27 protein-coding genes are annotated in these 25,693 nt (G+C 69.6%); 25 read left to right on the plus strand and 2 right to left on the minus strand.

What is annotated here, in order from left to right; genetic code table 11:
• Window positions 1-2: 2 nt before the first annotated feature.
• The 14 genes from ACFZBU_RS42215 to ACFZBU_RS42280 all read left to right on the plus strand — a co-directional run bounded on the left by ACFZBU_RS42215 (window position 3) and on the right by ACFZBU_RS42280 (window position 15,774).
• The gene (locus ACFZBU_RS42215) at window positions 3-494 is read left to right on the plus strand and encodes a TadE/TadG family type IV pilus assembly protein (RefSeq protein WP_391589096.1); all 492 of its coding nucleotides are present in this window, start codon (window positions 3-5) and stop codon (window positions 492-494) included.
• Complete coding sequence (locus ACFZBU_RS42220) at window positions 491-979, plus strand: pilus assembly protein TadG-related protein (protein WP_391589097.1); 489 nt, start codon at window positions 491-493, stop codon at window positions 977-979. Before ACFZBU_RS42215 ends, ACFZBU_RS42220 begins: the two co-directional genes overlap by 4 nt.
• Entirely contained in the window at window positions 976-4,191 is a 3,216-nt protein-coding gene (locus ACFZBU_RS42225) for a BTAD domain-containing putative transcriptional regulator (protein ID WP_391589098.1), read from the plus strand. Before ACFZBU_RS42220 ends, ACFZBU_RS42225 begins: the two co-directional genes overlap by 4 nt.
• 841 nt (window positions 4,192-5,032) lie before the next feature.
• On the plus strand, window positions 5,033-5,449 hold the full coding sequence (locus tag ACFZBU_RS42230; RefSeq protein ID WP_391589099.1) for a hypothetical protein: 417 nt from the start codon (window positions 5,033-5,035) through the stop codon (window positions 5,447-5,449).
• A 124-nt stretch (window positions 5,450-5,573) separates the two neighbouring features.
• Window positions 5,574-5,927 (plus strand): hypothetical protein, encoded by a 354-nt coding sequence (locus tag ACFZBU_RS42235; protein WP_391589100.1) that lies wholly within the window; start codon window positions 5,574-5,576, stop codon window positions 5,925-5,927.
• Between the two features lie 180 nt (window positions 5,928-6,107).
• Complete coding sequence (locus tag ACFZBU_RS42240) at window positions 6,108-8,780, plus strand: hypothetical protein (RefSeq protein ID WP_391589101.1); 2,673 nt, start codon at window positions 6,108-6,110, stop codon at window positions 8,778-8,780.
• A 151-nt stretch (window positions 8,781-8,931) separates the two neighbouring features.
• Window positions 8,932-9,666 (plus strand): hypothetical protein, encoded by a 735-nt coding sequence (locus ACFZBU_RS42245; RefSeq protein ID WP_391589102.1) that lies wholly within the window; start codon window positions 8,932-8,934, stop codon window positions 9,664-9,666.
• A 320-nt stretch (window positions 9,667-9,986) separates the two neighbouring features.
• Window positions 9,987-10,649, plus strand: a complete 663-nt coding sequence (locus tag ACFZBU_RS42250; protein WP_391589103.1) for a hypothetical protein — start codon at window positions 9,987-9,989, stop codon at window positions 10,647-10,649.
• A gap of 71 nt (window positions 10,650-10,720) precedes the next feature.
• Entirely contained in the window at window positions 10,721-11,101 is a 381-nt protein-coding gene (locus ACFZBU_RS42255) for a hypothetical protein (RefSeq protein WP_391589104.1), read from the plus strand.
• 76 nt (window positions 11,102-11,177) lie between these two features.
• Window positions 11,178-11,828, plus strand: a complete 651-nt coding sequence (locus tag ACFZBU_RS42260; RefSeq protein WP_391589105.1) for a hypothetical protein — start codon at window positions 11,178-11,180, stop codon at window positions 11,826-11,828.
• A 105-nt stretch (window positions 11,829-11,933) separates the two neighbouring features.
• Window positions 11,934-12,860, plus strand: coding sequence for a DUF317 domain-containing protein (locus ACFZBU_RS42265; RefSeq protein WP_391589106.1), 927 nt, complete (start codon window positions 11,934-11,936; stop codon window positions 12,858-12,860).
• A gap of 101 nt (window positions 12,861-12,961) precedes the next feature.
• Window positions 12,962-13,885 (plus strand): DUF317 domain-containing protein, encoded by a 924-nt coding sequence (locus ACFZBU_RS42270; protein ID WP_391589107.1) that lies wholly within the window; start codon window positions 12,962-12,964, stop codon window positions 13,883-13,885.
• Window positions 13,886-14,045: 160 nt separating this feature from the next.
• Window positions 14,046-14,996, plus strand: coding sequence for a hypothetical protein (locus ACFZBU_RS42275; RefSeq protein WP_391589108.1), 951 nt, complete (start codon window positions 14,046-14,048; stop codon window positions 14,994-14,996).
• A gap of 469 nt (window positions 14,997-15,465) precedes the next feature.
• Window positions 15,466-15,774, plus strand: a complete 309-nt coding sequence (locus tag ACFZBU_RS42280; RefSeq protein ID WP_391589109.1) for a hypothetical protein — start codon at window positions 15,466-15,468, stop codon at window positions 15,772-15,774.
• Between the two features lie 146 nt (window positions 15,775-15,920).
• On the opposite strand, the gene ACFZBU_RS42285 is transcribed toward ACFZBU_RS42280, so the two are convergent.
• Window positions 15,921-16,442: a hypothetical protein gene (locus ACFZBU_RS42285; RefSeq protein ID WP_391589110.1), complete on the minus strand. Its 522-nt coding sequence runs from the start codon at window positions 16,440-16,442 to the stop codon at window positions 15,921-15,923.
• A gap of 253 nt (window positions 16,443-16,695) precedes the next feature.
• Here ACFZBU_RS42285 and ACFZBU_RS42290 point away from each other — a divergent pair, with 253 nt between their 5' ends.
• The 10 genes from ACFZBU_RS42290 (at window position 16,696) to ACFZBU_RS42335 (ending at window position 24,354) form a co-directional block, all read left to right on the plus strand.
• Window positions 16,696-17,439, plus strand: a complete 744-nt coding sequence (locus ACFZBU_RS42290; protein ID WP_391589111.1) for a hypothetical protein — start codon at window positions 16,696-16,698, stop codon at window positions 17,437-17,439.
• Window positions 17,440-17,585: 146 nt separating this feature from the next.
• Window positions 17,586-18,113, plus strand: a complete 528-nt coding sequence (locus ACFZBU_RS42295) for a hypothetical protein (protein ID WP_391589112.1) — start codon at window positions 17,586-17,588, stop codon at window positions 18,111-18,113.
• A 106-nt stretch (window positions 18,114-18,219) separates the two neighbouring features.
• Window positions 18,220-18,900, plus strand: coding sequence for a hypothetical protein (locus ACFZBU_RS42300; RefSeq protein ID WP_391589113.1), 681 nt, complete (start codon window positions 18,220-18,222; stop codon window positions 18,898-18,900).
• 498 nt (window positions 18,901-19,398) lie between these two features.
• Entirely contained in the window at window positions 19,399-19,680 is a 282-nt protein-coding gene (locus ACFZBU_RS42305; protein ID WP_391589114.1) for a hypothetical protein, read from the plus strand.
• Between the two features lie 231 nt (window positions 19,681-19,911).
• The gene (locus tag ACFZBU_RS42310; protein WP_391589115.1) at window positions 19,912-20,178 is read left to right on the plus strand and encodes a hypothetical protein; all 267 of its coding nucleotides are present in this window, start codon (window positions 19,912-19,914) and stop codon (window positions 20,176-20,178) included.
• A 162-nt stretch (window positions 20,179-20,340) separates the two neighbouring features.
• On the plus strand, window positions 20,341-21,096 hold the full coding sequence (locus tag ACFZBU_RS42315) for a hypothetical protein (protein ID WP_391589116.1): 756 nt from the start codon (window positions 20,341-20,343) through the stop codon (window positions 21,094-21,096).
• 35 nt (window positions 21,097-21,131) lie between these two features.
• Window positions 21,132-21,803, plus strand: a complete 672-nt coding sequence (locus tag ACFZBU_RS42320) for a hypothetical protein (protein ID WP_391589117.1) — start codon at window positions 21,132-21,134, stop codon at window positions 21,801-21,803.
• Between the two features lie 170 nt (window positions 21,804-21,973).
• Window positions 21,974-23,005 carry a DUF932 domain-containing protein gene (locus ACFZBU_RS42325; protein WP_391589118.1) on the plus strand — a complete coding sequence of 344 codons (1,032 nt, stop codon included), beginning with the start codon at window positions 21,974-21,976 and terminating at the stop codon, window positions 23,003-23,005.
• A gap of 181 nt (window positions 23,006-23,186) precedes the next feature.
• The gene (locus tag ACFZBU_RS42330) at window positions 23,187-23,543 is read left to right on the plus strand and encodes a DUF3846 domain-containing protein (protein WP_391589119.1); all 357 of its coding nucleotides are present in this window, start codon (window positions 23,187-23,189) and stop codon (window positions 23,541-23,543) included.
• Window positions 23,544-23,709: 166 nt separating this feature from the next.
• Entirely contained in the window at window positions 23,710-24,354 is a 645-nt protein-coding gene (locus tag ACFZBU_RS42335; protein ID WP_391589120.1) for a hypothetical protein, read from the plus strand.
• A gap of 200 nt (window positions 24,355-24,554) precedes the next feature.
• On the opposite strand, the gene ACFZBU_RS42340 is transcribed toward ACFZBU_RS42335, so the two are convergent.
• On the minus strand, window positions 24,555-25,127 hold the full coding sequence (locus tag ACFZBU_RS42340) for a hypothetical protein (RefSeq protein WP_391589121.1): 573 nt from the start codon (window positions 25,125-25,127) through the stop codon (window positions 24,555-24,557).
• A gap of 183 nt (window positions 25,128-25,310) precedes the next feature.
• Here ACFZBU_RS42340 and ACFZBU_RS42345 point away from each other — a divergent pair, with 183 nt between their 5' ends.
• A complete protein-coding gene (locus ACFZBU_RS42345; protein WP_391589122.1) occupies window positions 25,311-25,574 on the plus strand; it encodes a hypothetical protein in 264 nt (87 codons plus the stop codon).
• Window positions 25,575-25,693: the final 119 nt, after the last annotated feature.

The raw sequence follows: 25,693 nt of genomic DNA on the forward strand, positions 1-25,693 counted from the left end.
CGATGCCCCCGACCCGAGCCCACCGCGCGGCGGATGCCCTGCGCCGCCGCATCGCGCTCGTGCGCGCCAGACCCGACGCCGGCTCGATCACCGCCGAACTCACCGTCCTGCTACCGATCCTGGTCATGATCCTGCTCCTGGTGGTCGCCGCCGGACGCCTGGCAGGCAACCGGATCGAGGTCAAGGACGCCGCCCACCAGGCCGCACGTGCCGCGTCACTGGCCCGGGACCCCATCACCGCCCGCAGCCGCGCCGAGAGCACCGCGCGCAACGCCCTCGCCTCCGCCGGGCTCTCCTGCAGCAAGCTCGGCGTGAGCGTGAACGTCACCGCGTTCGCCCCCGGCGGAACCGCCCGCGTCACCGTCCGCTGCGCCGTGGACCTCGCGGACGTGACCGCGTTCGGGCTGCCGGGCAGCCGCACGCTCTCGGCCACTGCCACCTCCGCCGTCGACACCCACCGCGGTACCTCCGGCGCCTCGCGGAGTGCGCGATGACCCTCCAGCGAGCTGCGATCGCCCGCCTGCGTGCCCGGGCGCGGCGAGCGGACCCGGCCGGTGACGAGGGCCGCATCACCGCGTTCGTCGCCGCGATGATCGCCGGCCTGCTGCTGTGCGCCGGCCTCGTCCTGGACGGCGGGCTCGCGCTCGCGGCGAAAACCGACGCCCTCGACGCCGCACAGGAAGCCGCCCGCGCCGGCGCCCAGGCCCTCGACCTGGCCGCCGCCCGCGGACCGGGCCCCACCGCCGTGGACCCGTCACGAGGCCGCCAGGCAGCCCTGAACTCCCTCGCCGCCGCCGGATACCAAGGCACCGCGAGCGTCAACGGCGCCCGCGTCACGGTCCACGTGACCCATAGGCAGCGCACCCAGATCCTCACCCTGGCCGGGGTCTCCGAGATCACGGTCACCGCCACGGCCTCCGCCGAGGCACAGCGCGGCGTCCTCACCAAAAACGACTCCCGCTCCGGGGGGACCCCATGATGTCGACCCACCCCTCCACCGGGCCCCACCGCGTCCTGCGCGCGGCCGCGGCCGGTCTGCGCCTGCTGTTCGGCACCGCGGGCCTGGCCCTGGTCACGGTGGGCATCCCGTGGTTGCTCGTGCGTTTCGTGGGCAACCCGAACCCCTGGCGCCGCGACGACGGATGGGGCTCCCCGGGGCAAGCCTGGGACAACCTCTCCCAGCCGCTCGAGGACGACACCCTCATCCGCCTCCTCGCCCTCATCGCCTGGATCTGCTGGTGCGCGTTCGTTCTCAACATCGTCGGCGAACTGTGGTGGTACGCCCGCCGGTTGCCGGCTCTGGCCGCCGACACCGGAGCCCGGGCCGCGCACGCCGCGCACCTAGCCGAGCTGCCCGCCCACCGCATGGTCGCCGCCGTCCTGGTCGGCGGCCTGATGCTGACCATCCTGGCGATGTGGCGCACCGGCACCGCCGTCGCGGCCCCCACCACACCCCAGCACACCCAGCGCCCACCCGGAATCGCGCAGGCCGCCACGATCGCCGACCGCCACACGCCCCCGGCGACCTCGAAGGACGAACACCCCACCACCGCACGGGCGACACCCGCCGGAGCCCCGGTACCGCACACCGTCCGCAAGGGCGATACCCTCTGGGACATCGCCGCCGACCGCCTGGGCGACCCGCTGCGCTGGCCCGAGATCTACAAGCTCAGCAAGACCCTGCCCCAACCCGACGGCGAACGCCTGACCGACCCGGACGTCATCGAGCCCGACTGGGTCCTCCACCTGCCCGCCGACGCCACCGTTCCCGAGGCCCAGACCCCGCCCACGACCGACGAACCACCCACCCCAGAACAGCCCACCACTCCCGCTCCACCGCCGAACGCCCAAACACCGCCCCCGGTCGCCGAACCGCCGGCCGCAGCCCCCGAGACCCCCCAGCCGCCCATCACCGGCGAACCCGCCATCCCCGCACCACCACCCCAAGCAATCACACCGCAGCCGCCACCCATCACGGCACCACCACCGTCCACGGCACCGCCGACCGACGCCGCCCCCACCACCGTCCCCGCGGCGCCCCAGCGCGACGACACCGACTCGGGCCGGCCGGTCGGCATCGACGTGGGCGAGGCCGGATTCATCGGCGTCACCCTCGCCGCGGGCATCGCGGCCGCACTCGTCTTCGCCCGCGCCCACCGACGCCGCCGCCACCGCATCGACGACCCGGGCCCACCACCCCTCGACGGCATCGTCCGCGCGGCGCAGCACGCCCACCTGTGGACCCGAACCGCAGCAGGCGAACGCCCAACCCCCACAAGGGAACACAGCACCCCACACGACAGCACAGCCCTCACCGAGGAGCCACCCCGCCGCCGCCCGGCACCCGCCGAACCCGCACCCCCCGGAACCATCAACATCGGTGCCAAGGGCCGCCGCGAGATCACCGTGTGGGAAGCCACCAACGGCGGAGGACTCGGCCTCACCGGACCCGGCGCCACCGGCGTCGCCCGCGCCGTAGCCATGAGCGTCCTCACCGCCGCCGAACGCACCCGACCCGCACCCGCCCCCGTGCACCTGCTCCTCACCGCGGACGACGCCGCCGACCTCCTCCCCGGCTACGACCCCGCCACCGCGACCCGTTCCGCTCCCCTCCTGATCGTCGACGACCTCGACCACGCCCTCGACGAGGCCGAACGCCACGTCCTCGGCCACCACCACGACCGCGACGAGACCGACGACACCCGCCCCGAAGAACCCGAACCACTACCCACCCTGATCCTGCTCACGACCGCCGACCCGACTCGACTCCCACGCCTGCGATCCGTCGCCGCCCACGGCACCGACGGAGGCGTCGCCGTCCTCACCCTGGGCCCCTGGCCCGGCGCCACCTGCCACATCCAGGACGACGGCACCCTCACCCGATCCGAACGCGCCGTCGGCCCACCCGTCCGCTTCTTCCACCTGGCCCCGGACCACCTCGCCGACCTGATCGCACTTCTCCACACCGCCCGCGGCCGCGTCAAGGTCGGACCGCTCCGCGGCCCCGCCCGCCGACCGACCCGACGCACACCACCCCCCGGCCCCACAGCCCTGCCCACCGCGATGACCCGCACCACCCTCGGCCCCGGCCGCCGCACCTCGGTCAGCGTCCCCGTCTCCCTACCGACCCGCCCCACGCCGACCACGCCCGACCCGGCAACCGACACGGACGAAACCGGCGACGATTCGGAGCATCCGCACAACAGCTCCGATCTCGACGCCGAACCCACCTTCCCCACCGAGCAACCCGCGAACACCACGACCGAACCCGCCACCCCGGAGAACCCCGACCACCGGGACCCCACTCCGGACCGCCCCCTCGAGCAACCCAACGAACCCCCCACCGCTGACGAGCACCAACCAGCGACGCAGGCGACCGCACCCCCGCGCCCCACACCCCACGGCACCCCCGCCCCGGCGCTGCGCCTACGCGTACTCGGCCCGTTCGGCCTCGACGCCAACGGAATACCCGTACCCCTGGGGCCCACCCTGAAAGAGGGCGTACGCGAATTCCTCGCACTCTTGGCCGCCCACCCCAACGGAGTACGCGTCGACGAGATATCCGACAGCCTGAACCTGCCGACCGACCCGGAAGAAACCAAACGGGAACTGGCCAACATCCGGCGATCCGCCCACCGACTGCTCGGTAGAACAGGCCCGAGATCCGCCCAATTCTTTACCCGCTCCGGCGACCGGTACCGATTGCACCCCCGAGAAATTACCAGCGATCTCGCGGAATTCACCACGGCCCTGCGCGACGCCGCCCACGAAAGCGATCCACAAGCCCGAGCAGCGCTCCGCAGCCTCGCCTTGAAGGCGTATGGCGGCCCCTACCTGGACGGCTCGACTTACCCCTTCGCCGACGAAACGCGCGAAGCCCTGGCCCACCAAGCCATCGACACCAGAGTTCGCCTGGCCGAGCACCACGCCGCCCACGGCCACACCGAACAAGCCCTCGGGCTCCTCCACGACGCCCTCATCGACGACCCCGCCAACGAGGAACTCGCCCAACACACCATCCGACTCCAACTCGCCGCCGGACGCCGCGACGCCGCCACCCGCACCCTCACCGCGCTGCGCCGGGCCCTCGCCGCCATCGAGGCCGAACCCGAACCCGCCACCCTCGCCCTGCTGAGCGAACCCGCGGACGGAGCCGAGGAGCGGCACGCGCGCGAGCGCCGGGCCGGGTAGCAGGCATCCCGACGCCCGGCGCCATTGCCGTGCCATTCGGGGTTCCAATCGGGGTTCCAGTCGGGGTTCCATTCGGGGTTCCGATTTAGATTGGAACCCCCCTTGCGTACGTAAGCACAGGTCAGAAGGGCTTTATGCCACCTGAAATGGCGCAGACTGGTATGGGGTTTCAAAGAAACAACCCCAATCCACCCGCCCGCGCGATCCCGACTCATCGTTGACCCGGACCTGCCGATCTCTGCGATTGGTTCCCGCTTCCGTTGTTCCTCGCCCTGTGGACAGACTCGACACCCTTGCTGGCTCACCCCTGGCTTCCGAACTCCATGATCACGCCCCCATGATCGACTTCGACCATGATCGACTGGGTTCAAGATCGCCTCCGTGCGTGATCATCGCGAGTCATGATCGATCCGGGTCAAGCTGGTGGGACTCGGTCAATCGGCCGAGTCCTCGGGGTCGAAGGGTCCGCCGGCGCGCGTCTACCGCCGGCCGATGGCGCGCACGACGGGAAATGCATTCACCATTTCGATGATCAAATATGCCTTGCAGTTTGCAATGCGTCGCCGGACGGCACTGTTTTCCTGAAATTCGAAGATGAATTCACTGATATTCCATCGGATTCGACGGGTGCAATTCCGGAATTCTCTCGTAGGATGGATACATACCAAGAAGGAACGGCGGGAAGGGATTTGAATTCCGATCCGCATTGGTATGGCCGGTGGAACTTGCCGGTATTGAAGGTGCCGGTGCGCTAACACCGAAACCTTCTGAAGAATCGGGCGCGCTAACGTCCGGTTCTCGGCCCTAGCGCTGCTACAGACAGCGAGAGAGCGAGTCGACAATGACTCTGGCGATTCCGCGCGGAAAGCGCATCCGGACGGTGGACACCGACGTCAAGCGCGTCCCCACCTTCTCGACCTACAGCGAGCGTGTATCCATGGCGCTTGCCGCACGGGAACCGTTCAAGACGGGCGGAAGCTTCCGCGCGATCCTCGGCATGCCGGACACGTTGGGCCGGCTTCCCGAGGAATGGTGTGATCTGATCCGCAAGCAGCGAGACGAAGTCTTCTACGCGGTCATGAGCTACCAGACCCCGATCGCGTGGGTTCTGCCCGAGCGCGACTACGAGGATCGCGACCGCGTGATCATCCCGGACGTCAAGTACTCCCCCACTACTTCGGGGCATCAAAGCTTGTTGCACGCGCTGTACGGGGATCTGCGCCCGGTACGGGTGTACCCGTTCCCGACGCGCCGCTGACCGCGCGCCGGTCCGGCTCCGTGACGACTCCGGAGCCGGACCGGCACCGCTCGATCGCATTCAACAGCCGGTGCGCTAACACCGGTTTCCCTACGTCGCTACAGACGGCAAAGGAGCAACCCGCATGGCCGCGACCATCACGATCGAAAAGCCGATGACGCCTACCGCCCAAGCGGCGCTGGATCACCTGCTTCCCCTGTGCGAGCGCTTCACCTTCACGAGCCTGGACCACGGGGCGGACAATACGCACCGCACCCGGCGGATCCTGAGCGAGATGACCCCTGGGGAATTGGCCACGACCTACGGCTACTTGTGCCTGCTGGGGTACTTCGAGATCGAGCCGGACCGGGTGCGGGACCGTGCGCTCTACACCCTGCAACGGATGATCCGGCGCGAGATCGACAGCCGGCCCGAGAGTGGCGGATTGCATCAGGTGCGGCACTTGGTGCACGAGTACTTCTCCGGCAACACCCGATAGGCGTCGCGTCGTTCCGTCGGTGCGGTCCGTGGTGTTCCCGGGCCCGCACCACGGTCCTCGGCGCTCCAAAGCCAGTGAGGCACCGACGCGTGAACGTCGGTGCCTCGGAGGGGCCGGCCCGCTAAAGCCGGCCTCCTCTGCCCTAGCGCTGCTACAGACAGCGGGAGAGCGAGTTTCATCATGGCACACACCGCGATGATCGAGTCGAACACGCGCACCGTCGAACCGGACACGCAGACTTGGGAGGTGGCCGGCAGCGGCGAACCGCGCTGGATCGTGGGGATCCAGGGTTCGCGAACGGTGTTCACGGTCGAAGGGTCCGATGACCACGGGTTCCGGATCATGCTCGGCCGTCGGTCGGTTATCCGGCCCTGTGACGATTTCCGAACCGCGACCGACCGTGCTTCCGCCGAGATCGTGATCTCCGATTGGGTGGCCGAACACGCCGAGATGCTGCGCAAGGCGCGCGTGGCGGTTGTCGCGGGCACGCCCGTGAAGCTTCCCGGATACGTGAACATGCCGCGCAGGGGCGCCAAGCGGCGCAGGATCCCCACGAGCAAGAAGCTGTACGAGATTGCCCCGTTCACTCCGGGGGATCACGTGGAGTGGACCCACGAGGGGGACCGGTACACCGGTCAGGTCTGGTGCGAGGACGTCCAGGCGTACGGGCGTGACTCTGCCGTTGTGGTCCAGCACAAGAACGGCCGTCCGGTCGCGCGCTTGTACACGGTCCCCATGAATAGGCACTCGCACCGCATCGAGGGATGCGAGGTCACCAGTAAGGGCAACGCGAACGACGCGGAACAGCTGGGGCTTGAGTTCCCGGACGGGGAGCCGGAAACGGTCGAGTGCCCGATTCCGGCGCAACCGACGGCCAGTGATCCGCACGTGTGTCCGTCGTTCCCGCGCGAGCGGTATCTGTTCGAGGGCGTTCGGACCGGTGTGGAGCGCGTCACGTTCGACGTGTACGAGCGTCCGAAGACGGACGCGCGTCCGGTCATGGGTGTCTACCCCAAGGGTGCACGGGTGTTCCGGGTCGAGTCGGTCCGGGGCGGTATCTGGCAGGCGTGGGATCCGAGCGAGGACGACCCGCGCAAGGTGTCCGGCGCGACGCGCGAGATTGCCGCGTGGGAGTACCTGCGCACCGTCGCAACCGTGACGTCGATGCGCCGCGACAGCCACACGATCTTGGTCACGGTGACCATCGCGCAGGAGGAGTTCCCCTACGAAGTTTCGGTGCTCTCGGGCGCTCCCGACAACCGGCTCTTGATCCACGCGGGCAACGGCTCATGGGGTAGCGAACGCGCCGTGATCGCTCGCACGGGAGACATGATCGACGGCGAGGCGCTCGCCGTTCGTCACGCGCAGGGTCGACTTCCCGTGCTCGGTGCCGGCAGTACACCGGATGACTACAACGTGGAAACCGACTGGAAGCGCGACGAATGGTCCGTGACGCACGTGGACGGTGCGTTCGTCGGAGTCGCGTCGACGTGGCGTGAGGGCAATGCGCTTGCCGCCGCGCACGCGGAGCGCGCGGCTGTCGTACGCGACTTCGTGGCCGGCCGTGACTGGACCTTCCCGACGCGACCCACGCCGGTGGACTGCGACCACACCGCGGCGTGGGTCAAGGTCGACGCGCGGGACGAGAAGGGCTCCGTGACCATGGACTGCGGGTGTGGGCAGGGCACGGTGACGCGGGAAACCGACCTGTACGGCGCGCTCTACCGCTCTTCGTCCGTCGTGACCGGGGTGGACGTGCCGGCCGATTTCGTGCGGGACGTCGTGGCCGGCGCCGGCTACCACATCGCAGGCGACTGGAGCGTGTACGGCGACGCGTTGTTCGCGCCCGTGGTGAAGGCTCCGCAGGCGACGGAGGGCACGCGCGTTGAGCGTCGCATCGACTATCCCGGACTGACCGAGGGCATGGGGTCCCCTAACATCGTCCAGCGCGGCACGGTCGTTGCCTGCGATCGGAACGGGGCCGACGAAAACATTCTGACCGTTCTGTGGGATGGCGATTGGGGTCGCTTCCTGTGCTTCGTCCACGACGTCCGGGTGGTCGACCCGCTCGACCTGGCGCGGGAGCGCGAAGAGCACGTCTTTGCCGTCGGGGACAAGGTCGTCAAGGACCCCGGAGGGTCGGTGACCGGTGACGAACGCGTGGGTGTCGTTCTTGAAGGGCTGGTCACGTCCTCGAACGAAGGGCTGTACGAGCGGGAAACCCTCGTGCGAGTCTGGTGGTTGGACGGTTTGGATGACGGTCCGGAGTGGCAGCCGGCCGGGTCGTTCGTTGCCTGCCCGGACAGCCCGGTTACGCCGGTTGTCGAGTCAAAGGACGCGAACCCGGAGAACGCTCCGGCGGATGCGTCGGCCGATGACGACCCTTCGGACACGCCGGCACGGCAGGTGTCCGCCGATGTGATCGTGCATCCCCCGATGACGCGCGCGTGCTCGGGCTTCCCGCGCGCGACCGGAGACATGCTCGGCACGCACCAAGTGGCGCTGGAGATCGCGCGGGCCCTGCACGCGCGTGGTCGTCGTCTCCTGGGAGCGCGGTACGAGGAATACGGGTTCCTCCCCACGCTCCAGCCGGAAAACGGCTGGTGGGTCGAGTACGGCATCCAGGGTGCGGACGACGCGGAACACGTGGTGCGCGTGACGAGGCAGTTCTACAACGGGCGCTTCCACTCGTGGGACGACCGTCACGGCTGGTGGCGGATCGCCATCGACGGCCGGCCCATCACCAGGACCGATGCACAAGGCAGGCGTGTCCGGGTGGAGTTGCCCCGCATTCCCTCACGGCAGGACATCGCCTACGAGATCCACGCGGCACTCCTCGGATCAAGCCTCTAGCGGCACGGCATCCGGCGTCGCGCGGTCGGGAGCCTCACCGTTCCCGACCGCGTCCCGGACCGCTACCCCCGGTCATTCTTCGCGGGTCCCCAAACCCCACCTCGCCCGAATCCGCCGCGTCCGCGCGGTGTACTCCACAGGAGCGTTCCTCATGACGGAGAACCTTTCCATCCCGCCGGACGACAACGACGACGACTGGATCCCGCACGGCATCGGAGTCTGGCTCGTCGTCCCGACCGGAGCGTTGCGGCCGGTCGTATTCACTGTGACCGAGCCCGCGTCCCCGGGGACGGACCGGTGGCGCGTCCTTCACGGGGCGCACGCCACGATCGAGGATTCGGCCGAGTACCACGAGGCGACCGACCGTGCCGACGTCCGCGCGTTCATTGCCCGGTGGGTCGAGGAGAGCAGGGCCACGACCGTCTACCACTGGGAAGCGCCGGACGGCATCCGTCGGTTGGAGTGCGCGACCACGGTCGACGACTGGGACCGTCGCTTCCCCCGCTTCTACGTGCGCCACGAGACGACCGGCTTCGGCCGCTCGATCGTGCTGACCACGCGCCCGGTGGCCGAACGGGCCATCGCCGAACAGCAGGCGACGATCCTCCTGAGCCAGAGCCACCGGCACGACCCGATGCGGGTCGAGGTCAAGGACATGGGGCGCGCCCCGTTCCCGAACCTGACCGTAGATACCCGCTTCTACTCGGCGGCAGGACGCGAGGGGGTCATCACGATTCGCCACCGAGACTCTGCGGGCGTCTCGTGGATGGACGGTCCGCAAAGGGGTGACAGCCACCCGCCCTCCTATCCGCTGGACCTCATGCGTGATACGCCACCGAAGCCGTTCCATCCCCACCTCGGCAAGAGCAGCCGCAGCCTGCGATAGGCCGTCCGGAACACGCGGCAGCCGGCGGCGCGCCGCGCCGGCTGCCGCGGCCACCGGCGAGCGTGGCGGCCGAACGGGTACCGACCGACATCAACTCAATCTCTTGTGTCAAAACAAGAGATTCGATATCCTGGGGTAAGTGGAAATCCTCCGGTTCCCAGGGGATTTCGCCCCACGCTTCATGAACCGGAACCCCGCCGAGCGGGGCTCCGTCCGACGCCGAACCCGCACGACCGCGTGTCCCGAGACGTCGAATCCTCCCGCGCCGCACCGCCACTGCCGCCGTGCCCCGCATCGCGACCCGATCAAGGGAGATCACCATGTCCGCTCGCACCGTCCCGCGCTCCTTCCGTCTCTCCGATGACCTCGATGCGGCGGCCGAGAAGTTCGTCATCCTGCTCGGCGACGTCGACATGAAGTGGACCCGGGAGGATCGCCAGCACGAGATCGCCTTCACGTCCGTCGACGACGTCACGCGGCCGAACCGCATGGACGAGGTGTTCGAGACCCTCGAAGCGGCCGGGTGGACGTTCGACGCCCTCGGCATCGGCGAAGCCACGATGAGCTCGCCGGACGACCTGACGCGCCTTTCCATCTCCACACGAATCGCGCTCTCGGACCGCCGCGCACGCTGGGGCCTCACCCTGACCACCGCTCCGTACACGCGGGTCATCAGGTCGTTCCGGAACCTCGGCTTCGTCGTCCGACTGGAGCGACACGAGGGGGTCGGACGTCTCCTGCGGGTGGAGAACGGTTCCGGCACGGTCTACGTCGGCACCGATGGCACGGAGACCGGATCCCTGCCGGAGTCCCCCGCCGACGTCCGCAGGTGGCGCGCGGTCGGGATGACCGCCACGGACGAGGACGCCCACGCTCCCTGGATCCACTGCGGAGGCAGCCTCTCCGCCTGGTCGCGCTTCGTTGACGAGATCGCCCACTGGCTGACCGCGACCACCGAGGACGGACACCCCCGCCGCCGCTGACCGTGACCGGGCCGGCTCCGACCCCTTCGGAGCCGGCCACTCCCCGGCAACACCCGACCACGGAGCCACACATGACCGAATCCAATGGAGTCGACTTCCGCCGGATCACGAACATCACCATGACCGACGACGGGTGTCTGTTCGCCTTCGAGTCCATCACCGACGCCAGTCGACTGAAGCCCGGCGAGATCGTCGTGCGGATCGAAGTGTCCTACCGGGACACGGGCAGCGCGCCCAAGACCCGCGACGACATGGTCGCCGTCTGGACCATCTGCATCGCCCAGACCGATACGCGCCTTCGAGTGGTCTACGAATGCCCACCCTTCCCGGTCTCCGAAAAGCTGTCACCCGATTTCGTCAGCCGCCTCGCCTCATGGGTGGCCGCGTCCCTCTACCCCAAGAACTTCCCCTTCACCGAGGCGATCTCGTCCCGACCCGAGCGTCGGCGCTGACCGCCATGGACGGCCGAACCGATCCCCGGAATTCGCCCGCGCCGACCACTCCGGCGCACGTCAACGGAGGCACGCCATGACCCCCACCTCGTCCATTGAACCCGCGTTCGTCGAGGTCAACAGGCCCCACCTCGTCCTCACCAACGCCGGCATCGAACTCTCCCTCGAAACCGTAGAGATCACCCTCGACGGGACCGCGCGCATGGCGGACGGCGAGATCTTCGTACGCATCGCCGAGCACGCGCCGGCCCCCGACGGTCTGTGGGCCACCTGGACCGTACTCGTTTACGAAGCCGCCGACGACATGCTCCGCGTGGACGGCGACACGCGCGTCAAGGTCGGCGACAACCCGCCCCCGGAACTGCTGCGCCGTCTCGCCGTGTCCATGGCCGAATTCCTGACGCCATCCGAGCCCGACCCCACGGATGCGGAACCGAGGTCCGAGCAGGAACTCGCCGAGGTGATGGTCACGGCGCTGCGCGGCGTGGGGTTGGACGCCGAGGTGATCCCCACCGGCGGGAACTGCTGGGCCGCGCGCGTCGACCCGCAGGCCATGGGCCTGCCCGAAGGAGGTGAGCTCATCCTCACCAACCCCTTCGGCGAGGGCTGGACGTGGACTTCGACGCTGCACGGCGAGCCGGTCGGGCAGGGGCACTGGCCCGACGTCGAGAAGGCGGGCGAGACGGCCCGTCGCCTGTCCAACGGGGACTTGGGCACCGATTTCTGACACCCCCTGCACGCACGACAGGTGTTCCGGGTCGGTGGGACCGGCCCGGGACACCGGACCCACAACCGACGTCGGCCGTTCCGGCCGAGACGAGGAGGACCGTCCGTGAACTACCACAACCCGATCGACGACATCCCTTTCGAGGACCCGGACGCCATCCCGGTACCGCTCGGCCGTGCCGGACAGGGCTTGGAACTGCACGACCGCGTGTGGAACCTCCTTACCGACTGGACGGACCCCGAGGGGACGGAGGCGACGGGATTCCGCAGCACGTCCCCCGACGGCCTCCTGACCCTGCGTTGCCTCCCGGACGGCGACCCCGACGGCGACGACGACACGCTGTGGACGATCACCTCCGATCTCGCCCCGGGACGCCGGCTGTGGACGATCTCGTTCAGCTGGATGGTCCCCACCGAACTGGTGCTCCACGTCGTCGACGCCGTGGCGAACAGGTGGCGCCGGGGAATCGGCCGGCCCCTCGAATACCTGGAGGAGTACGACCTGCCGACCGCCCCCATCGACCCGGGGCCGGACCCGTACGCCCTTCCCCACAGCGGGCTCACGCTCGACCAGTTCCACCACCCGCAGGCGCGCGTGATCACCGAGGCCGGCACGGCTGTCTACCGCCGCTTCACCGTGTTCGGGATGGTCGAGGCCGACGGCACCAAACGGGCGCTCAGCGCGACCGAGGGCGAGACGCCCGACGTCCACCTCGGCGAATTCGACGACGACACGATCGCGTTCGCCACGCCCACGTGGGCCTGCGACCCCCGGCAGGCCCTGCGCTTGGTCGCCGGAACCGAACCGGTCACCGGACCCGAGCGCCCATGGCGGGTCGTCGGAATCCACTCCGCCGCCAGCGGATTCCGCGCCGAGGCCGTCATGCCCCACCGCATCGGGCCGACGGACCTCCGGCTCCACGGCCACGCCTCCTACGACCTGCACTGCGACGTCGTCACCGCAACCTGCCCCGCGCGCGCCGTACAGATCGCCACGGAAGCGTTCGACGCCATCCACGCGGGCGACCACTGAACATCCCGAAGCGGCATCGGCTCGATCGGCGACCACCGATCGAGCCGGGCCCCTCGGCCCGGCAACGGCGCAACCCATCCCCTCTCACCCTGGAGATCACCATGACCCGCCCACGCCTCCCGCACATCCCCGTCCCGGTCCACCTGGCCGGCGCCGGCGAACAGACCCCCGAAAACCTCCTCGGCATACTCGGCTGGCCCATCACCACCGACACCGCCGAGGAACTCGTCGCCACGTCGCCCGACGGCAGGGTGTCGGTGACGTACCTGTCGACCTGCGACCGTTCCGACAACGAAGGCGTGCTGTGGCGGATCACCGCAGATCTCGACCCGGGGCGTGCGCTGTGGAAGGTGGAGTTCGGCCCGCAGGCCGCCGGTGAATTGGTCGCCCACTTCTTCGACGTGCTCGCCAACGGATACACGAACGGCGTCGACCGCCGGCGCACCTACCTGGAGGCGAACGGCCTGCCGACCCGCCCCGTCGACCTGCCGGCCGCGTTCGCCGGCCACGTCGGCAGGTCCTGGCGCCGCGAGCCCGGCCACGGGGAGATCGCGTTTCGGCAGGACAACCGAGGGCCGGTGCGCGTCGACCGTCGCGACACCCGCGCCTACTACCTCAAGTACACCGTGTTCGCCCTGCGTCGCCCGGATGGCACCGTGGTGGCGATCGGCGCCGTCGAGGGCGACGCGGACGGCCCCGAACTCCCCAGCGCCCACGACGGATCCACCCCCATGGTCGTCGAGGTCTGGGCCGTCGACGCACACCAAGCCATGGCCATGCTCCAGGCCCCTGACCAGCCCGAGGCCCCGACCCGCCTCTGGAGGGTCATCGGCGTCGAGAACGACAACTGCGACCTCTACCCCCTCGTGGTGATCGAAGGCGACGAAACGATCGAGGTCGACTACACCGAGATGGCCGGGATCGACGTCGACACCTGGCCGTACAGCGACGTCGCCGAGGCGACGTCGCCCACCCGAGCCGTCGAGGCCGTCACCGAAACCTTCAACGCCTCCCTACGCGACTGACCCGGCGCACTCCCCTCGGGCCGAAGGCGTTTCGGCCCGAGGGGCCCGGACGGAACCCCCACGCTCGCCCGCGAGTGACCTGACGGCGCGGAACCGGGCAACCGGCTCCGCGTCCACGCATCGACCCCACGACCACCACCCGTCCACCGGGAGCCACGCGATGACCGATCTCGAAACCCCCCGAACCGACACCCCCGGCACACAAGCCGTCATCGACGCCTTCGGAACCACCCCCAAGGACCTGTTCCAGCACCACGCCCACCTCACCGGCGCCACAGCCCAACTCGTGTACCTGGTCTGCGACGCAGCCCGCGCCGCCGATCGCACCGCCCACGGACTCGTCCACGCCCTCGGCGCTCACGCCGACGTCCTGCGGAACTCGATCACCGACATCAGCACCGGACGCAGCAAGTCGCCGCGCCCCTACCGCGGCGCCGGCCTCACGCTCGACGAGGCGACGCACGCCCACGCCCACGCACTCGCGGAACTCGACCGCGCCGTCACAGCCCTCGGCGCGGCATTCCGAGACGAGGGAGTGCAGTTCCCGAAGACGACCCTCGGCACGCACCTGACCGCGATCGGCGCTGTCTTCCGCCCCGGGGTGACCTTCCGGGCAGGCCCCATTCACCTGCCCACCGGAACGATCACCCTGCCCGACATCCTTACTGCGGACCTCGACGGCGGCATCACCCTCCAGCGCAGAGGAGTGACCATCCTGACCGCCGACACCCACGACGACCTCGCCTCGGCTCACGTCCTGTACGCCGCGCTGCGCACCTACTCCACGTTCACCACCGACGCCACTCCGCAGGCCATCGCCGCCGAGGCCCTTCCGCTTGCCGCGACGCTGCTGCGCGAACGGCCGCAAGGCTCGTACCGGTTGGAACCCAAACCGGGCGACGGCTACCCCAGGATGGCGGACGAGGACGGTGAGTGCCTTGCGGCGATGAGGGGGGAGTTCGTGGTCTACCGGGTCCTCTACGAAGTCGACGACGAGGAGGAGACGGACGAGGACACCACCGTGTGCGTCCCGGACGGCGCGCCGCAGCACTGGGACGCCGAGCGGTGGGCGTCCCTCATGGCCGAGGTGTTCACCGCCACCTTCGACTGACCACGGTGGGGTGTCGCGGCCCACCGCCGCGACATCCCACCCCGACCCCCGGCCGTGACGCGGCCGGCTCCGGGAGACGCGACGGCCACCGCCCGGCGTACGGCCGCGCCCGGCGTGACACCGATCGACATCGTGGAGACGACCATGACCGTCCCGACCCTGCTCCCCGAGAACGCAACCCTCGCGCGGCTCCTGGGCCACGTCGAGGATCGCCTGCTGAACGGCCTGTGCCAGGACCCCGAGCCCGCCGAGGACGACGACCAGGACGAGCCGTTGCCCGCTCCGTTCGGCGACTGCGCCGCGTCCGACGCCTTCGACAGGATCCTCGCGTGCATCCCCGCCCGCGTGCTGTATCCGAACGTCGAGGACACGGGATATCGCATCCTGGGCCCGGACGGGCGCTCCGAGCACGAACCCGTGTACGCGGTACCTCTCGACGAGGCCGACATTCGCAGTCCTCGACACCGCGTTGCGGGACCTGCGCGCCGCTCTGGACGGCACCGGCGACCCGGACGTGCGCGAGGAACTCGCGATTGCGGCAGCCCAATGGGACACCACCGAGGCGGCCATGGTGGACGCCCTCGCCCGAGTCCTCGCGATCCTCACCCTGCGAGACACCGACACCGCCGCCCTCGCCGCGGCGCTGCCCGAAAGCCCGGCGCTGACCGTCGTGGTCCTGACCCACGCCCAGGAGGGGGCCTATCGACGCCTTGCCGGAACCTGGGACCGACTCACCCGCACCGGGCGGAGCGTCCCGTCGGATCCCGCGCCGGATTGAACCCGCGCGTTCGGACGGCAAGCCGGCGCGGGCCGCCCGGAGGCGAGCCCGCGCCGCTCGACTGGCGACGACGTTCCTGTCACATCCGTCCTGTTCCCGGATTCGCCCGCGACGCGACTTCTTCCGCGGCGGTCGGCGCCGAGTCCTTACGAGTCGGGTGTTCCCTGGGAGCGCTGCAGAGCGGCGCGCCGGCGTTGCGACTGGGCATCGAGTCGCTCGGCCTCGGCCCGGGCCGCGGCCGCGTTGCCCACCCAGGGCGGCGGATTCCGGCGGACCTCCTCGAGGTCGGCGCGGTACCACTTCTTCGCGCGAGGGCGGGGGTGCAACCGCGGCACGGTCTCGATGGGGATGCCCAGGGCCTCGGCCACCTCGGCGTCGGGTACGCGGTCCGGGTCACGCGGGCCCGTCGAACCCGAACGTGGGCCCCTGGGGCCGGATTTGGTGTCGCGCGTGGCGAAGTAGGTATCGAGGCGTTCGTCCCAAGGGATCTGCACGGCCTTGCCCACCTTCTTCCACTCCTCTTGCGGGACCGGCCAGTCAGGACTGTCGTGCGCCAGCTGCGCGACGCGCTGTTTCGAGATCGGCGTGTATCCGCGCTCGGCGATGCGCTCGGCGATCTCGGTGAAAGTCAGGCGTTCGACTTCCCGCGGCGCGTTCGGGGTTTCCATCGTGCGTCCTCTCGTCGTCGTAGGGGAGAGCTTCCCAGAAACCCTTGTATCGAGGAAAGTCATTCGCGAAGTGGGGTCGGCGCGGTGATCCGCCGGCGCATCGCTCGGCGCAGCGTCCGAGGGCCTGCTCGGGCCCCGAGTGTCGGTCAGCGGCATCCACTCGATCCAGGATTGCAAATCCCTTGTTTTAATACAATAGATTACGTTATTCTGGAGACTCTTCGAAGGTTCCCCAGCACCACAGGAGGGCACGATGAAGCGCAGCCTCGACCGGCACCTGATACGCGCGATCGGCCAAACCCGCCGCGACGACCACCCGTTCACCCACGGCATCCACGCGCGGGTCACCTTCCCGGACAAGACGTTCGCCGACGCCCCCGCGCCGTGGCACCCCGGCCCGGGATTCGACGAACAGACGAACGGCTCATGGCTGCGCGACAACGGCGACGGCACGCTCACCGGTGTCGTGTGCGGAATCGGGCCGAAGGAAATGCCCTCGCACGACGGCGGCCCGTGGACGAAGGAGGAGGTCTGGACGATGACGTCCCCCAACCCCGACCACTTCGCCTACCTGGACGACAAGCCGCACCGCCTCACCTGGCACGTGGGCAACCCCGACGTCACGGTCGTGCGCGAGCCGTATCCGGGGCACCCGTTCGCGCTCCACGCCCTCTACTGGGACACGTTCAAGGACCGCTACGGATTCACCCCGCAGCGGTGCCCGGCGGACCACGGCGGCAACTACCACACGGATCTGATCTGCGCACCCGAGACCTGGAACGAGCGCCACGACGCGTCCGACATCCGCACCGCCGTGCTGTGGCTGTCCCGGGAACTCGATGCCCGAGCGCGGATCACCGGCCTCGTACACAACCGCCGGCTGCGCCCGACGCCGTACGGGGAGGACAACCCGAAGGGGTACCACGGCAGTTGGCCACAGGAGGTCGAGCGGCTCCAGGACATCCACTGGGCCATGAACCGGGCCGACGGGAACTGACGGCCCGAACGTCGCGCCGAGGCCGGATCCAACCCCGCCGCGCTGGCGTCCGCTCGCGAAACCGGAACACCCCGCCCGCTGCTCCGGGCCGAACTCTCGGCCCGGAGCAGCGGCGAGGGCCACCACCGAATCCCGAGGAGGAATGCGTGCACACCCCCTACATCGCGCCCGAGGACGAGTTCGACATGTACGGGACAGAGCTGGACCTCGGCGACTGGCGCTACGTGATCGACGAGCTCGGCGTGGTCTACGGGCGCGGTTGGTACCCGCTCCACCGGTACCCGACCCACCCGGAACGCGAACCGAGTTCACCGCTCCTGACCCGGCTGGTGGCCGGCGGCGCCTCCGCTCCCGCGCAGGTGCGCGTCAGCCCCGGCATCGATCTGTGCTCGTGGCGCAACGAGTACGTGACGCTCAACCCCCTCGACCATCGCGTCGAGGCACGGACACGCCTGTTCGTCCGCAGGCAGGGGATGGGCGCCATGGTCCGTCGTGCCGATCTCCACATCGACCTGCGCGACGAGACTGTGCTGCTCCCGGCCGATTTGCCGGCGGCGCTGAGGACGCAGGCGGAGACCAAGGGACGGCGCGTCCTGGACCTGCTGACGGACGCTCGTCGCGAGCGCCGGCGTCGACTCCCCAAGCCGAGCCGCGCGCTGCGGGCGACCGCGTAGCCGAGCCAACCCCCGACCGCCGCGCGGGCAGCATCGGCGCCCGCTCGGCGGTCCCTTCCGCCGCAGAGACGCGACCGTCGCCCGGCCAACAACCTACGGAGTACACATGATCGACGAAAAGACCGCTGCCAACGGCCGATTGGCCGCCGCCTTCGCCGCCTCGGTCGGCCTCGACGCCCAAGGCCCCACCGTCACGATCCCGGCCGGCACCGTGGAACTCGACACCGGCCCCATCGAGCTGCGCGAGCGCCTGGTGGCGCGGTTCGAACGCCCCCTCTGCGGGGCCGAACTCACCCTCCACCGCGACGACGGAACGCCCGTCCTGTCGGCCCTCGTCGACGGATTCGCCACCGCCACGGACCACGACCGAGACGTCACGGCCCTGCTGCGCCTTGCACACGCCGCGGTCCGCACCTATGACCTCGACCGCACCCCCCAGGCGGCACCGCCCCTGACGCTCGCACGCGTGACGGAGAAACTCGTGCCGCGTGCCCCTGGGGGTGCCGTGGCGCTGTGGCCCGACGAAGACGACGACCCGACCACTCTGCTCCTGACCTACGGGCCCATGCGAGTCTCTGTGCAAGACCGGGGATTCGCCGTGTGGGAGCGGTTCGCCTGGGACGACGCTGGCTCGCAGACCGCCGTGATCTTCGAGGAAGCCGGCCACTGGGGGCCCGCGGGCATGACCGCCCTCGTGGTCGAGACCTTCGAGTACACCGACACCTTGCGCAACGGCCCGGCCGCGCTGTTCACCACCCCGGGCCTCCGGTCCCGCGCGACGCCCTGAGCCCGGCCGCCTCGAGGCCGGTCCTCGGTGCTGCGCCGGCCGGGGGTGTCGACGCCGGCCCGGAGGCGACGTCGAGGGGCGAACCGGATACGGTTCGCCCCTCGACGTGCGTGCTATGAGATACGGAAATGCTGTGTACGGGCGCGGCGTAGACTTTTTTGATGCGCCAGTGACGCGCGGGCCGGGACGTACGCAGGACCCGGACGCGGACGTTGCCCGTGGGGCTGAACCCGAGCACTCTGCCCTCGACCATTTCGGTCGAGTGGCCGGCCTTGCCCCATCGGCGGGGGAACAGAACGACGGCCCCGACCACGATCTTCCTTGTGCGCCAGTCGAGTACCGGCGAGTCGGGGGTCGGTGTGGACTCGACTTCGATGTTCGGCATGGCAGTCCCTCTCAAGCGAAGGTTCGGGCCCGACCAGTCTGTCAAATCTATTGTCTAAAAACAAGGGATTAAGTATCCTGGAGATCCAAGGGTTCCCCTCCGGGAGGCACATCTTGATCTACTCCGACGAGACCTCCGCCGACGAACTTGAAGCCATCCATGAGCAGCGGCGTGGCGTGGACCTGGAGATGGCGGCCATGGCCGCCGTTGGCGATCGCATGGCCGAACTCAAGCACGCCGGCGTCTGCCCCCACGGTTCCGCGCAGGGCTTCCGCGAAGACCTCGGCGACCCCGAACTGCGCCCTGGGCAGCTCAGGTGCACCGACACGTGCCGACGCATCTTCAACTCCGACGACGACTGGTACGCCGCCATGGACGCCGCGTTGCGCGACTGACCCCGCCAACATCTCGACCACCCACGTCGGGATCACGATCGGCATCCGACCGATCGTGATCCCGATGAACGCCGGCGCCTTCGACACCACAGAGGTCCGCGCTCGAAGCCACGGACCTGCACCAGGAATGACTCCGCGAGCTGCATCCACCGAGAGGGGCCCGGCCGGACACGACGTCCCGGCCCCACCACCGAACGCCAACCCCACACCATCAATCAGGCAAGGAAAGCCATGATCGCCACGCACATCGAGAGCGAGCAACACAAGATCGCGCTGCGGGTCGTGGGAGCCCCGGGGATCACCACCTCGGACGGCGAGACCCTCGCCGTCACTCTCGTGACCTTGACGTTCAACGCCCGCGAACTCACCACCATCCGCTTCGCGACGTCAGACGGCGACCTGTACGCAGCGCCCGCCGACGTCGCCGACCCGGCCACCTGGCCCACCTGGCTCGGCGACCTGATCGACCAGTACCGCCCGGCGGCACGCCCCGAGTAGACCAGCCGCGCCGCCCCCGGTAGGGACGCGAGACGGACGCCCACGCCCACTCGGACAGCGTCCACCGTTCGGCCGGATCGCACTCCCCCCAGATGCGACTCGGTCGAATGATCCCGCAGGCACACGGAACCGGCGGACACCAACGACCGGAAGGGAAAGGCCATGAGCAACGAACAACCGCAACACCGGTTTCCCAGCGCGGAGGAGTGTGAGGCATTCAACCGCGGCGTGCTCTTCCTCCCCCAGACCGACGAAGACGGCACCCTGCCGTGCACCGTGACGGCCGGCGCCATGACGTACACCTACGTCAATCCCCGCACGGGCACTCTGTGCTTGTCGATTCACCTCGACTCCGTCGACACCTCGATCGTCGGACCGGACGGCACCGTGCCGCTGCGAGTCGAAGTCGGCGGCACCGTCCTTCACCCGACGATCGGGTTCCGCGCCGCAGTGCTTTTGCGGGTCTTCCACGCCCGGGCAAAGACCGTTCTCAAAGCCGTCGTGCACAGCCTGCGGGATCGACACGACCGTCGCTGCCTCGGACACACGGCAGGACCGGAAGTGTTGGCGGACGTCCGCGGATCCATGTTCGACGGCTACGACGCCGACCGAGTGAACACCGTTCTGGGCCGGGTGAACGAGGCGTTCGGGATCCGGGTCGTCTGCGTGTGGAACTACGTGGACGCCTTCGGGTTCGGCGGCGATTCGGACTTCTACGTCGAAGACGCCGAGGGGCGACTCCATTACCTGTCGGGCCGGTTGTGGCTGTGGCTCAACCGCGCCCCCGACCACGCCGACGCCCCGGAAGCCGCCGGCACGCCCGCCGAATGGTTCGGGAGCGTCACCGGGATGTCCGTGAAGCCGATGGCCGGCGACGGCCGGCTCAACTACGCGATCGGCGATCTGCGCGACGCGTAGGACCCACCACCAAGAGCGATCGGAGAGGCATCGACATGAACGACGACGACGAGTACTACGTCCACCTGCGCATCATCGAATGCTCCGCGGACGAGCGGACCGCGGCTGCCCTGACGGAAATCCTGCACGACGCGGGATTCACCACCGAGGCCGAGAGGCACGGTCCGGACCCGGCGGAGGACACCGAGCGGGAACAGGTCTCGTCCGGCGCGGAGTTCACGGCCTACGGCAAGTCGGCATCCGAGGTGCGGGATCTGCTCGACGCGCTGGCCGCACGAGACCGCGTGTTCGCCGGTGTCACCCGGACCGAGGAGGAGCGGGGGGAGCCCGGGGAGCTGGCCATTCGGCTCCCGGCCTCGGCGTGGTTCGGGAAGTGCGACCGTTCCGGGACGCCCGTGGTCGAAGCCGACGCCGTTGTGGAGATCGCAGCCGAGCCGGACCCCCGGGTGCGCGCCAGGCTGCTCGACGACGTCACCGGAACCCGCGCGCGTGCCCTGGTCGACGACCTGGTGCGCATACAACGGCTGCAAGCGATCGCCGCCGCCGCAGGTATCGGCTACGTGGAACTCAAGGGGGCCGTGGAGGCGGAGCACGACGCAGCGGCGGACAACGTCAACAACGGCGAGGTCAGGGGCCAACTGTCCTACTTGGCCGAGGGGATGAGTGACGACGAGTTCCGCGCCTGGATCCGGTCGGAGTTCCCCTGAACCGCTCGTGAACGCTGCCTGCCGCCCGCCTCGGCGCGGGCGGCAGACCTCCTGATGGTCAATCCATAATCTATTGCGTCGACGTAACAGAAGCTCTATTATTGAACCAGTGGGAGAGAGAACCACTTCACCCACAGCGTTTCCTCGTTCGCCAGAGAAGGGAAATCGCCGTGTCCAAGGAAACTCTCGACTGGTTGAACCGCAACACCCTGATCGGCTTCACGGACAAGCGCGGCAACGCGTGGCACTACCGGGCCAGCCGGCAGGGCGACACCCCCAACCACTACCCCGGCGCCATCCCCGTCGACGACGTCTGCCGGCGCCTGTTCGACTGGGAGGCCGTCCCCAGCCGCGTCTACGTCGACAACCCCGTCACCGGCCAGCGCGAAGCCGTCCCCCACAAGAAGGCCATGCTGCGCAGCGACACTGGCCACACGCTCGGCATCTTCTGCGAGTCCTGGCAGCCGCACCCCTACAAGGAGTGGCTGATCAACCGGGTCGGCCGGCTCCTGGACACGTCGGACCTGGCCATCGGATCCGCCGGCCTGCTGCGCAACGGAGCCGTTGCCTGGGTGTCCCTGGAACTGGCCGAGACCATCGGTACCAAGGAGGGCGTGGACTTCCGCCCGAACCTCATGGCGGCCACGGCGTTCAACGGGGACCTGTCCTCCACGTACAAGCGCCACGTGACCGCGATCGTCTGCGACAACACCATGGCCACGGCGCTGAACGAGGCGGGGCAGACGGTCAAGTTCCCGCACCGTGGCGACCCCGACGCGTTCCCGGTCATCGACCGCCTCCGTACCGCGCTGGACATCGTCTACGCGACCGCCGACGACTTCTCCCAAGAGGTCGCCCGGCTGTGCGCGGTCCACGTGAGCGACTACCAGTGGAACGAGTTCCTCAAGGCCCACGCGCCCATCCCCGCCGAGAAGGGACGCGCCCGGACGAACGCCGAGCGCAAGCAGGACACCCTCCGCGAACTGTGGTCCCGCGACCCCCGCGTCTCGCCGTGGCGGAACACGGCCTTCGGCGTCGCCCAAGCCACCAACACCTACGAGCACCACCACAAGACCGTACGCGGTGCCAGCCGGCCCGAACGCAACATGCTCCGCGCCGTCAGCGAAGGCCTCCACAGCCTGCACACGGACACCCTCACCGTTCTCGGCAACGTCATGGACCGATCCCTGCTGCCCGCCTGAGCAGGCGCCCCGCGCTCGCCGGCACGTCACGCCGGCGGGCGCCGGGCGGCCCACCATCACCGCGCTGCGCGCTCCGACACAGGAAGCAATGCAGCGACACGGTGCGCGCCGCCCCGCCGCACGAACCCCCGGACCGACGAACCCGTGCCGTGCCACGACGGCCCATCGAACGGAGATCGCCATGCCGGAGACGAACGCGCTGCTCCTCACCGAGGATGGGGACGTCATCGAACTGGCCCTGGGGAAAAAGGACCGCCTCCCCGTCTACCGTGCCGTAATCCGATGCGAGCGTGTGGCCTGCCGGGCACTCACGAGCCGCTTGGACATGTGGTTCGACGAGGACCACCCGTACAACCACACCGACCGGGTCAACATCCCCGCGATGCTGTTGGCCGCACGCCACGGGTACGCCGGGGACAACATCTGCGGCCCCGTCGTCGTGACCGGAGGGCCGGACGACGAAGGCGCCATGATGCCGCTGAGCCAAGACGCCCTGCGGGCGCTGCTCGTCTCCCTCGACGACATCGCCTCCGACTGAATCCGACCCGGTGCCCGGAGAACCACATCGCCATGCCCGGACGAATCGACCAGCTCACCCACGCCTCGGCATCCGCGTTCCCCAGCTCGTTCCCGGGCCGCACGTCGGTGCCGGGAGCGGCCACGGCTTCCCGCCGTCCGGTCCACAGCGCGAAAGGACAAGGAACATGGGATTCAGCCCCCCGCCCGTGCCCGTCGCACTCGCCCGCCTGCCCAGGACCAGGGCCGGCCTGGTGGTGCCCGCCATCAGTCTCCGCCACCGCGACGGCACCGCCATTCTCGGCATGACCGACCACGAGCGCGTTCACGAAGCCCTCACCCGCGGCCTGTGCCAAACCTGCTGGCGTCCCTTCGATGATCGCGTCGTCGTGCTCGCCCGCCCCCGCGACTTCGTCCACGGGTGGATCTCCGAGCCGGGCATGCACCCGGTCTGCGCGCACTATTCGACCCGAGGGTGCCCAATGCTGGCCGGCGTCCTCACACGTCATCGCGCCACCCCGCGGGCCTCGGTCAGGGAACCCTGCGGCGACCCCGAATGCCACTGCGTGGCCTGGGCGCCCGTGGATCCCCACGGCCCCCGTGCCAAGGCCCCCGCGGAATCCTGGTACACGATCTGGCTCGCGCCCGACTCGTACCGCGTCGGCTTCGACCCCACCACCGAGCGCCTGGCGCTCGACCTGTCCCGGGCGCGCCCGCTGACGATCAGGCCCCTGCCGGCCACCGGCGCAACCCGGGAACAGGCCGACGGCTACGGCGCGATGCTCTCCACCCGTGCTTTCCTGGCCGACCTCTGCGGGGAAACGAAACCCTGATCCTCGGCCAGGCTCGACGAGCAATCGCGGGCGTGGGCGATCGAGCGATTCGGGTACCGCGTCGACGCCTCGACACCGACCGGGAATCTCCAGCGCACTCGCCCGCCGACGTGCGACGTCGGCGGGCGAGTGCCGGCTCCGACCACCCCCGGAGCCCGCCTCGGTTCGGGAGGGCCCGCGCGGATCGGCTGGCGCCGGCGTCAGCGCTGCGCCCTGAAGTCTTCCGGGTCGATCAGGCGCTCGGCCCGGGCCGGGAGAGTCTCGAGCACCCGCACCACCACGGCTCCCTCGAGCCGCTCGATCCTGGCGAGCTCGTCGCGCACCGCCCGGCGGCTGTAGCTGACCTGGGAGCGGTGGGAACGGCCGTCGTGGGTGTAGTCGATCACCCATATCTGACGGGTCGTGGGGACGATGACGATGGGGGTGTTCGGACGGCCGACGCAGTGGTGGACGTCGTGGGTGAGGACCGCGTCGGAGCCGTGCCGGGGCCAACCGGGGACCGCGGCCCAGGTCTGGAAGCCGCAGAGCGGGCAGTACAGGCTGAGCTGCGAGGGCCACTGGCTGTGGTGGGCGCGCACGAGCTCCTCCCCGCGGAGGTACTTCACGCCCTGGCCGGCCCACACGACGGCGTATCCCCTGTCCGGCCCCTCCGCGTCGAGAACGGCCTGAACCGTCCCGGCGAACGAGGCGGCCCACGGCGCCTGGCGGGTGCCGTCGTGGATGAACGCCAGGACGACGAAGTCGTTGACGGTGAATCTCTGCTGCTCGCTCACGGCGGAAGCCCCTTCCCCGGGTGTGGATTCCTCTCGAACCAGTCTCCCTAATCTCTTGTTTTTATACAAGAGATTTCGTATCCTGGGGTCAGTGGAAAACCCCCGAAGGGGACTCCACCGCCGCGATCCACTCGATCGAACCGCCGCCCCGAGGGCGGGAATTCCATCGAAAGGGAACCCGCAATGTCCGACAACGCACCGCGCCCCGCTCCCGCCGCCGGCCACGACCTCCCCGAGGACGGCCAGGTCGTCATCTACCACGGCTCCGTCGAGGAGTGCCACGGCCCCCGCATCTACGCCGGCCACTGCACCTGCGCGCGCTGCTTCATGGACGTCCTCATCGGGGCGCCGGCGCGCCACCTGCTCCACCCCGTAGCCGAGTCGCTCAGCCCGCCCCTCCGCCACGTCCGCCGCGAGTCCTTCACCATCGCCGCCGACCACGCCTGAGCGGACACCGACCGCCGGCACCCGCCCACCCCCCCCAAGCGGGTGCCGGCCCCCCGAACCGCAGCCGCAACCCGGCCGGTTCGGGCGTAGGCCGCGCGGCCGGCCCCCGCCCCGTCCGC

Source organism: Embleya sp. NPDC008237 (assembly GCF_042956465.1).
Lineage (GTDB): Bacteria > Actinomycetota > Actinomycetes > Streptomycetales > Streptomycetaceae > Embleya.

What these genes read in the sequence shown, in the direction of transcription:
- ACFZBU_RS42215 (WP_391589096.1), top strand. Translation starts at nt 3, where the DNA reads ATGCCCCCGACCCGAGCCCACCGCGCGGCGGATGCCCTGCGCCGCCGC.
- ACFZBU_RS42220 (WP_391589097.1), top strand. Translation starts at nt 491, where the DNA reads ATGACCCTCCAGCGAGCTGCGATCGCCCGCCTGCGTGCCCGGGCGCGG.
- ACFZBU_RS42225 (WP_391589098.1), top strand. Translation starts at nt 976, where the DNA reads ATGATGTCGACCCACCCCTCCACCGGGCCCCACCGCGTCCTGCGCGCG.
- ACFZBU_RS42230 (WP_391589099.1), top strand. Translation starts at nt 5,033, where the DNA reads ATGACTCTGGCGATTCCGCGCGGAAAGCGCATCCGGACGGTGGACACC.
- ACFZBU_RS42235 (WP_391589100.1), top strand. Translation starts at nt 5,574, where the DNA reads ATGGCCGCGACCATCACGATCGAAAAGCCGATGACGCCTACCGCCCAA.
- ACFZBU_RS42240 (WP_391589101.1), top strand. Translation starts at nt 6,108, where the DNA reads ATGGCACACACCGCGATGATCGAGTCGAACACGCGCACCGTCGAACCG.
- ACFZBU_RS42245 (WP_391589102.1), top strand. Translation starts at nt 8,932, where the DNA reads ATGACGGAGAACCTTTCCATCCCGCCGGACGACAACGACGACGACTGG.
- ACFZBU_RS42250 (WP_391589103.1), top strand. Translation starts at nt 9,987, where the DNA reads ATGTCCGCTCGCACCGTCCCGCGCTCCTTCCGTCTCTCCGATGACCTC.
- ACFZBU_RS42255 (WP_391589104.1), top strand. Translation starts at nt 10,721, where the DNA reads ATGACCGAATCCAATGGAGTCGACTTCCGCCGGATCACGAACATCACC.
- ACFZBU_RS42260 (WP_391589105.1), top strand. Translation starts at nt 11,178, where the DNA reads ATGACCCCCACCTCGTCCATTGAACCCGCGTTCGTCGAGGTCAACAGG.
- ACFZBU_RS42270 (WP_391589107.1), top strand. Translation starts at nt 12,962, where the DNA reads ATGACCCGCCCACGCCTCCCGCACATCCCCGTCCCGGTCCACCTGGCC.
- ACFZBU_RS42275 (WP_391589108.1), top strand. Translation starts at nt 14,046, where the DNA reads ATGACCGATCTCGAAACCCCCCGAACCGACACCCCCGGCACACAAGCC.
- ACFZBU_RS42285 (WP_391589110.1), bottom strand. Translation starts at nt 16,442, where the DNA reads ATGGAAACCCCGAACGCGCCGCGGGAAGTCGAACGCCTGACTTTCACC.
- ACFZBU_RS42290 (WP_391589111.1), top strand. Translation starts at nt 16,696, where the DNA reads ATGAAGCGCAGCCTCGACCGGCACCTGATACGCGCGATCGGCCAAACC.
- ACFZBU_RS42300 (WP_391589113.1), top strand. Translation starts at nt 18,220, where the DNA reads ATGATCGACGAAAAGACCGCTGCCAACGGCCGATTGGCCGCCGCCTTC.
- ACFZBU_RS42310 (WP_391589115.1), top strand. Translation starts at nt 19,912, where the DNA reads ATGATCGCCACGCACATCGAGAGCGAGCAACACAAGATCGCGCTGCGG.
- ACFZBU_RS42315 (WP_391589116.1), top strand. Translation starts at nt 20,341, where the DNA reads ATGAGCAACGAACAACCGCAACACCGGTTTCCCAGCGCGGAGGAGTGT.
- ACFZBU_RS42320 (WP_391589117.1), top strand. Translation starts at nt 21,132, where the DNA reads ATGAACGACGACGACGAGTACTACGTCCACCTGCGCATCATCGAATGC.
- ACFZBU_RS42330 (WP_391589119.1), top strand. Translation starts at nt 23,187, where the DNA reads ATGCCGGAGACGAACGCGCTGCTCCTCACCGAGGATGGGGACGTCATC.
- ACFZBU_RS42335 (WP_391589120.1), top strand. Translation starts at nt 23,710, where the DNA reads ATGGGATTCAGCCCCCCGCCCGTGCCCGTCGCACTCGCCCGCCTGCCC.
- ACFZBU_RS42345 (WP_391589122.1), top strand. Translation starts at nt 25,311, where the DNA reads ATGTCCGACAACGCACCGCGCCCCGCTCCCGCCGCCGGCCACGACCTC.